The 7518-nt window shown below is 68.3% G+C and carries 7 protein-coding genes and 1 pseudogene; 6 read left to right on the forward strand and 2 right to left on the reverse strand.

Annotation, left to right across the window (positions count from 1 at the left end; genetic code table 11):
- Positions 1-174 precede the first annotated feature (174 nt).
- Positions 175-1211, forward strand: a pseudogene (locus G4D87_RS29920) (AHH domain-containing protein).
- Here G4D87_RS29920 and G4D87_RS29925 read toward each other — a convergent pair.
- Both G4D87_RS29925 and G4D87_RS29930 read right to left on the reverse strand, forming a co-directional pair.
- Positions 1208-2013, reverse strand: a protein-coding gene (locus G4D87_RS29925; RefSeq protein ID WP_205507768.1) for an IS5 family transposase whose coding sequence is annotated in 2 segments (ribosomal slippage) — positions 1208-1674 and positions 1674-2013 — 807 coding nt in all. Because the reading frame shifts where the segments join, the coding sequence is not laid out codon by codon here. The pseudogene G4D87_RS29920 and the gene G4D87_RS29925 sit on opposite strands and share 4 nt — an antisense overlap.
- A gap of 236 nt (positions 2014-2249) precedes the next feature.
- Positions 2250-3473: an IS701 family transposase gene (locus G4D87_RS29930; protein ID WP_163786112.1), complete on the reverse strand. Its 1224-nt coding sequence runs from the start codon at positions 3471-3473 to the stop codon at positions 2250-2252.
- A gap of 100 nt (positions 3474-3573) precedes the next feature.
- Between G4D87_RS29930 and G4D87_RS29935 the strand changes: the two genes are divergently transcribed.
- From G4D87_RS29935 to G4D87_RS29955, 5 genes are all read left to right on the forward strand, one after another.
- Positions 3574-4824 (forward strand): imm11 family protein, encoded by a 1251-nt coding sequence (locus G4D87_RS29935; RefSeq protein ID WP_163786113.1) that lies wholly within the window; start codon positions 3574-3576, stop codon positions 4822-4824.
- Between the two features lie 723 nt (positions 4825-5547).
- Positions 5548-6018, forward strand: a complete 471-nt coding sequence (locus G4D87_RS29940) for a hypothetical protein (protein ID WP_163786114.1) — start codon at positions 5548-5550, stop codon at positions 6016-6018.
- A gap of 128 nt (positions 6019-6146) precedes the next feature.
- Positions 6147-6551 (forward strand): YidH family protein, encoded by a 405-nt coding sequence (locus G4D87_RS29945; protein WP_163786115.1) that lies wholly within the window; start codon positions 6147-6149, stop codon positions 6549-6551.
- Positions 6551-7009: a DoxX family protein gene (locus G4D87_RS29950; protein WP_163786116.1), complete on the forward strand. Its 459-nt coding sequence runs from the start codon at positions 6551-6553 to the stop codon at positions 7007-7009. The genes G4D87_RS29945 and G4D87_RS29950 overlap by 1 nt, the downstream gene beginning before the upstream one ends.
- A partial coding sequence (locus G4D87_RS29955; RefSeq protein ID WP_163786117.1) for a chromate transporter occupies positions 7002-7518 on the forward strand: 517 nt, incomplete at its 3' end. The genes G4D87_RS29950 and G4D87_RS29955, both read left to right, overlap by 8 nt.

The raw sequence follows: 7518 nt of genomic DNA on the forward strand, positions 1-7518 counted from the left end.
GTGTGCAAGGGGGACGGCTGACGAGGTCCGACGTCGGTCCTGTGGTGGGGGGACGTGAGGCGCCTATGCCGCAGCATGAGGCGCCTTTTCCTCATGCCCTGATGCAGTGACAGTCTTCTCTGGAATTGAGTGAATTCGCTCCTCGGGATGGGGAGCGATGACGCGGAGAAGGACATGACGCTGCGCTGGGGAGCGGTGGTCCTGCTGATGCTGGTGGGCACGGGCTGTGCCACCTCGCGGGTGGTGCGCCTGGACACGGGCGAGGGCCGGCCTGGCATCTACACGCCACGCGCGGATTCGGAGCCCGTCGAGTTGGACGAGGACGAGTTCGCGGAGGCGGTCCAGAAGATGGCTCGCACCGCGTCGCCGTCACCTCGGCCAAGGGAGTCGGCACGGGAGCCATCTACTTCGGATTATGGCTGGTGCCCGAGCCGCTGCTTTCGAAGGGCATCGCCGCGACGCTGACGGTGGCGCTCATCGCCTACTTGGGGTGGGACACGGTGTGGAGCCTCGTCCAGGGCTGGAGGGTGCTGGCGAAGGAGGTGGAGGCGGCGACCACCTTCGATGAGCTTCAGGGCGCGGGAGAGAAGTACGGGAGGGTGATGGGGCAGAACGCGGCGCGGGCGTTCGTCATGCTCGCGATGGCGGCGCTGGGCAGCACGGCGCAGACGTTGGCGACGAGGGTGCCCACGCTCCCCGGCTCCGCGCAAGCCTCGCTGGTGGGCGCTGGGCAGGGCGGCTTCCGGCTGGCGGCGGCGGGACAGGTCACCTCGGTGGCGGTGGCACCGGGAGGCGTCATCACCATCGCACTGGACCCGGAGGCTGTCGCGGAGACGGCACGAGGCACGCGCGCCGTGGCATCCGAGCCGCTGGCGACCGCTGCCCACGAGCACCACATCGCGACGATCAAGTGGTGGGACTCAACCAACAGCGGTGGCCCGTGGTCACCCATTTTCCAGAAGATCTTCGACCGGGCGGGCATGTCACTCGATGACGCTGCCAACAAAGTCCGCGTGCCGGGCCACAAGGGGCCCCACCCCGTGGAGTACCATCGAGAGGTCTTCCGCCGACTGCAGTACGCAACGAGGCGCTGCAGGAGCATCCATCAGTGTCGTGAAAGTTTGACGGCGGAACTGAGGGATTTGGCTGTGCAGGTCTCCAAGCCGGGTACCGAACTCAACATGCTGGTGACGCGGGCTAAGAGGTCCTAACAAAACCGGACCAGCGACCGTAGCAGCATGAGGTCGCAAGCGAGCAGGAGGAACGCTTCGTGAATGTCGGCGCGTCGCTCTTCGCGCATGCGCAGGCGGCGGAACCGGTGGAGGATGGCCAGGCGCTGCTCTACCACCCAGCGGTAGCGCCCCAACCGCTCGGAAGAGTCGATTCCGGGCCGAGCAATACGAGGGGTGATGCCGCGCTCACGCAGGCCTCGGCGATTCGCTGCCGACGCGTAGCCCTTGTCGCCGTGCACCTTGGTCGGCCGTCGTCGAGGCTGGCCTCGGCGCCCACGTATGGGCGGCACCGCGTCGACCAGGGGAAGCAACTCGCGCACATCGGGACGATTGGCCGCCGTCAGGCGCACCGCGAGCGGACGGCCTCGGCGGTCGACGAGAAGATGATGCTTACTGCCCGCCTTCGCTCGGTCCGTCGGGTTGGGGCCCGTTGCAGCCCCCTTTTGAGAGCGCGCACGCTGGAGGAGTCAGCAGAGGCACGGCGGAGGTCGAGCCGTCCTTTCCTGCGCAATTCGGCCAGCAACTCCCGCTGGAGCGCCTGCCACACTCCGGCCTGGTACCAATCGCGCAGTCGGCGCCAGCACGTCATGCCGCTGACGCCGAACACTTCGCGAGGCAGCTCCTCCCACTGGATGCCCGTCTTCAGCACGAAGATGATGCCGCGTAAGCACGCCCTGTCGTCTGCTGGAGGACGTCCACCCTTGGGCTTGGGCGGACGAGCTGGAAGCAGAGGCTGGATGCGGCGCCAGAATGCGTCCGGGACCAGTTCACGGCGAGGCATGCCACGAAGATGGGCATGCCCCTGCCAAGTGGCGAGGTTTTGTTAGGACCTCTAATCCTACAGTTGTAGTTTGAGTCGCGCTCCTCGCGCCCGATAGTGACAGTGCATGGCCACGGCTTGGTGGTGGCGTCGCCAGCGACTCCAGGCCAAGACGTGTGCGAGTGGCACGACGGTCCGCCGGAGGAGAGAAAGCAGGAGCCCTCGCACTTCCTGGACGGAGTAGCGGACGAGGGCCGTCAGTGAAGGCCGCGCCGAGCGAGAAATGCGCGCATTGGGTTTCTTCGCACCGGCAGGCCGAGGGCTTTTGGGGGCAGTCCCTCCTGGGGTGGCAGGTTGGCCATGGCACGTGCAGCGGCGAGGAAGACGTGGGCCACCAGGCACAGCGTCATGTGCCGGTGCCAAGCCGTCCAAGTGCGCACCTCGTAGTCGGCCAGGCCCACTTCGCCCTTGGCGGACTCGAAGTCCTCCTCCACGGCCCACCGACTGCCCGCCGCTTGCACCAGCGACGCCAGGGAGGCATTACGTCGGGCGTGGGCCACGTAGAAGGCTACCTTCCCGTCCGCGAGGCTTCTGCGAAACAGCAGCCACCGCGACAGGCCCAGGTGCCGATTGAGCCGAATGCGCGCCCAGTCGTAGAGGCGCGGCCCCTTGGTGCCCGTCCCCGCGGACAGGCGCACCCAGCCCTCTGGCGCGACTTCCTTCACCATGTCGCCCGGCTTCACTTGGTAGAAGCCGCGCCAGACGTGTGTGTTGGAGGCCACCGCCAGCACGTAGGGCTGGTGCAAGCTTTCGAGGAAGCGGCGCAGGGTGGAGTCGCGCCCGTAGACTTCATCCCCCACCACCCACGCGGGCTTCAGTCCCGCGCCCAGTGCCCGCTGCAGCATGCCTTGCGCGAGGGCCGGCTTGGATTCGAAGCCCACCTCGTCCGGAATGCCTCCCGCTTCGCGGCGCGCCGCGTCCTCCGCCCACGACTCCGGCAGGTACAACTCCCGGTCCACCAGCGCATGCCCACGAGGCGTCACGTACGAGAGGAAGACGCCCACCTGCGCGTTCTCCACTTTGCCCGCAGTGCCAGTGTATTGGCGCGCCACGCCCACGGACTTTTCCCCCTTCTTCAGGAAGCCCGTCTCGTCCACCGCCAGAATGCCGCCTTCGCCCAGTGCCCGGCGCGCGTACTCCAGCACGTCGTCTCGTACCGCATCCACGTCCCACTTCGCACGCAACAGCAGGTGCTGGAAGGCATAGGGCGCTCGGTGTCCCGCGTCCTCCGACAGGCCCCACGCATTCTTGCGCTGCGCCCGTCCCAGCAACGCTTTCACATATTCGACTGCGGTGGCATGCGCCTCGCGTCGGCGGAAGTGCGGCTGCAGCCAGGCGCCCACCGCATCCAACTCCGTCGTGAGACGGCCAACCAGCCGGACTTCCGGCGCCTGCGCTTCTGTGGTCGATGGATGCTGCATGGGAAGTCTCGCTCCTCCCCCTCCTGTTGCTTCAACAGAGGGAAGACTGCGGAGGCTTCCGAACTACAACTGTAGGACTAAGTGAGGCGAGGAAGAACTCATGGCGAAGCGATTTTTTGACCTGGCTGATGACATGGAGCTCCAGGGACGCTGGCTGCTGGGAGACCCCACGACCTCACAGGGGCAGGAGGTGGACGACCCGTGGCAGTTCACGGATGGCTGCCCTGTCCAGGTTGAAGCTCGACTCAAGATCCCCATCGACCATCTTGGGCGTCCCTTGGATTTTTCCCTCGCGGGCGTGGGTGTCACCCCTATTGTTCACAAGAGGGTGGCGCACATCTTCGCGGAGCTGGCGCCAGACGACGTGCAGCTCTTTCCCGTCGACGTTGCCGGACAGGCCGAGCCGTACTTCATCCTCGTCGCGACTCGGCTCATCCGGTGCATCGACGACAGCGCCTCAACGGAGGTTCGGTACTGGCAGCCGGAGGATGGGCGCCCGGAGAAGGTCGGGGAATACCGCGGTGTGTCGGGCATGCGCATCGACCCGGCGAAGGTGGGCGGCGCCAAGGTGTTCCGGACCCGGGGGTGGAGCATCGCGCTGATCGTGTCCGAGGACATCAAGGAGGCGCTGGAACGCGCGGGCGTCACGGGCTGCTATTTCAAGGAGGTCACCGGCCCGAGCGCTATCAGTCCGGAGGAGCACGAACGCAACCGGAGGCTCCTGGCGCTTCGGGATGAAACGGATGCGGCCCGCGAGCCCTTTTGGCGCACTCTGGGGAAGCTGGACGAGGAGGTCATCATCCCCATCGTCGTCGGTGGCGGCTGGCCCGCCCGGCGCCAGGTCTGGCGTGTCATCCACCGCCCGGAAGGGCGGACTCTTTTGGTGACAGACGGGCTGTCGGACTTCTTCGTGGACGAGGTGGCGCCGTCCGTGGGCTTTGGTCTGGAGCTGGCCCTGGAGACGAACGAGCCGCTTGGAGAGGTCGAGAAGAGTTGGCCCCTGCTGCTGCTGGAGCGGGTGGGGGATGAGCTCGCGGAACACGAAAGCGTGCGCGAGAAGTTGCAGGCGGGCTTCCTCTCCATGGAGGTCTCTGGCCAGGACATGCCCGAGCCGCTGCTGACAAAGGAGGGCAGGGTGGGGGTGTTGCTGGGCATGGCGTCGAGCACGCTGCCAGGCCGCTTCGCCATGCCGGCCGGAGAGGTGCGACTGGTCACGGTCAAGGTGCTGATGCCCGTGGAGCTGGCGTACCTGCTGGAGAACGGGAAGCACGGTCGTGACGAGTTGCTGCGGCGCTTCGTCGAGGAAGGTCAGGAGCACCTGTCTCGCGCCTGGCGCCAGCCCGTTGTGTGACAACTTCCCGTGCCCAGCAGGCAGGTCGCGGAGCTCGGGCAGGACGACCTCGTGCTCTCCCGCCGCCTCGTGCGCACCGCGATGCCCCGCACCGACGTCTTTCTGACGGCTGCGCCGCGTCCCGGCTGGGAATGAGTTGTCACCGCGCCCAGGTCACCGGATTCTGCCCGTTCCGCGCGGAGGCCCCTTCCATGTCAGGGCAGTTGGATGTCTGGCCGCTCACAGTCGCGGCGCTCCTGTCGCTGTCATCCCCGGCGCGAGCAGCCCCACCGGGAGCGGCGGATGCGGCGCGGGACGCACCGGAATCCACCTCCCGCCCTGACAAGGGGGCCGCGCCCAACGGCCCTCCGGACGAGGTGTATCGCCCCACCACGACGGGTCCATTCGTCGCCTACACCGCGCCAATCACTGCGCTGGGGCGGATGACGGCCCAGCCCCTGTTGAGCCTCGAGTCCATCCGAGGAGAGTTCGACGAGCGCGGGCGCTATCAATCCTTGGAGCGAGATGAGTCACAGCACAGGGCGGCCCTGCAGCTCTTCCTGGAATATGGGCTGTCCACCCGGTTCGCCGTCGGGGCGGAGCTGGAGTGGCGGCACCAGCGACGCCGCGAAGACTCACAGAGGGCGGCGTCCTCCGGTCTGTCGGATACCCAGCTCTTCGCGCGCGCGGTGCTGCTCAAGGAAACGGTGGGGGGGACTCCCCGAGCTGACGCTGCTGGGCCTGGTGAAGCTCCCCACCGGGCGGGCCGTGAGCGCGGACGCGGCGTTGCTGGACACCGATGTCCGCGGAACGGGCAGCACCGACCTGATGTTGGGCGTCGACCTGACCCGGGGAGTCCGCCCCGTCCTCCTCCACTTGCAGGTGACCTGGTCCCATCCGCTTCCATCCCGGGTGGGTGGAGTCTCCATCTCCGCGGGTGACTCCGTGGCGTGGAGCCTCGCTGGCGAGTGGCCCCTGCTGCGAGGCGCGCTCGTCCTGTTACTGGAGGTGAACGGCCTCCACCAGGGACCCCCGCGCCTGGACGGCCTGGAGATACGGGACGTCTCCACGTCGGAAGTCACGCTCGGTGCTGGCGTGGAGTTCATCGCCAGCGAGGACGTGCAGTTCCTCGTGGGCTATCAGCGCCTGCAATGGGGCCGCGACGCCAGCGCTCAGGATGCCTGGGTGATGTCGCTGGTTCCGGTGCTCTTCTGAGGCGAAAGCCCCCCGGCTTGTAGGGGACCCCGCGAAAGGTATGTGATGGCGGGGTGAGCCTTCCCGCCGAGCAGCTCCCTTCCGACACGCCAGCCCCGCGAGGCCCTTCGCCCGTCACCCCGGTCGCCATGCCGCCAGCGCGGGATGCACGCTATGACTGGGCCGCGGAGCGCACGCTGCTGGCCTGGGTACGCACCGGCCTGGCGATGATGGGCTTCGGCTTCGTGGTGGCGCGGTTCGGTGCCTTCCTCCGGGTGCTGGGCAGCTCCGCGCCCGGGGTGGTTCCAGACGCGGGGCACGCCTCCGCGTCCATGGTGGCTGGCGTGCTGATGGTGGCGTTTGGCATGGCCGCCAATGTCGTGGCCGTCCATCGATTCCTGCGCAACCACCGGGCGCTCTCCCGGGGCGAACCCATAGACCCCTCTCCCGGGGGCCCCGCCGCGCTCGCCATCTTCGCCGCGCTCCTGGGGGCCGTCCTGGTGCTCCTGCTGGGCAGCGGACTGCTGCCCTTCCGCTTTGACATAGGCCGGTGATGTCCGTGGCCGCCCTGTGGGAGCGCCTCCTCGCGACGCGGGCACCCGCCGCCACGCTGCTCATCCGGTGGATGGTGGGCGCCGTCTTCGTGTCCGAGGGTCTCCAGAAGTTCCTCGTCCCCGCCGAGGTGGGCGCCGGCAGGTTCGCGCGAATCGGCCTTCCGGCGCCGGAGGTGTTGGGCCCGTTCGTGGGCGCCGTGGAGCTGCTCTGCGGCGCCCTGGTGCTCCTGGGGCTGGTGACGCGGCTGGCTGCAGTGCCGCTCATCCTCACCATGCTGGTGGCCATGGCCACCACCAAGGTGCCCATCCTCCTGGCGAGTGGCTTCTGGAAGATGGCGCATGCGTCCCGCACGGACTTCGCGATGCTGCTCGGCGCGCTCTTCCTCCTCTGGGTGGGCGCCGGCCCCTGGTCGGTGGACACCTGGCTGATGCGGCGGCGCGGGGATGCGCATGTCTGACGAGGCGTCCGAGCAGCCGCGTCACGGCGCGCACGGCTTGAGGGAGGTGGCGCTGCTCTTCCTGCGGCTCGGGTGCACCGCGTTTGGCGGCCCGGCGGCCCACATCGCGATGATGGAGGATGAGGTGGTGCGGCGCCGCCGCTGGCTGACGCGCGAGGAGTTCCTCGACCTGCTCGGGGCAACCCACCTCATTCCGGGACCGAACTCGACGGAGCTGGCCATCCACCTGGGGCACCGGCGGAGCGGATGGCCGGGCCTGCTGGTGGCCGGGGGCTGCTTCATCCTCCCCGCGATGCTCATCACGCTGGCCGCGGCCTGGGCGTATGTGCGCTTCGGGAGCCTGCCCTCGGCGGAGGGCGTGCTGTACGGCGTGAAGCCGGTCATCATCGCCGTGGTGCTCCAGGCGCTCTGGGGGCTGGGCCGGGCCGCGGTGAAGACGCGCGTGCTCGCCGCTGTCGGCGTGGCCGCCGTCATCGCGAGCGCGCTGGGGGTGAACGAGCTGCTCGTCC

It is taken from the genome of Myxococcus vastator, assembly GCF_010894475.1.
GTDB lineage: Bacteria > Myxococcota > Myxococcia > Myxococcales > Myxococcaceae > Myxococcus > Myxococcus vastator.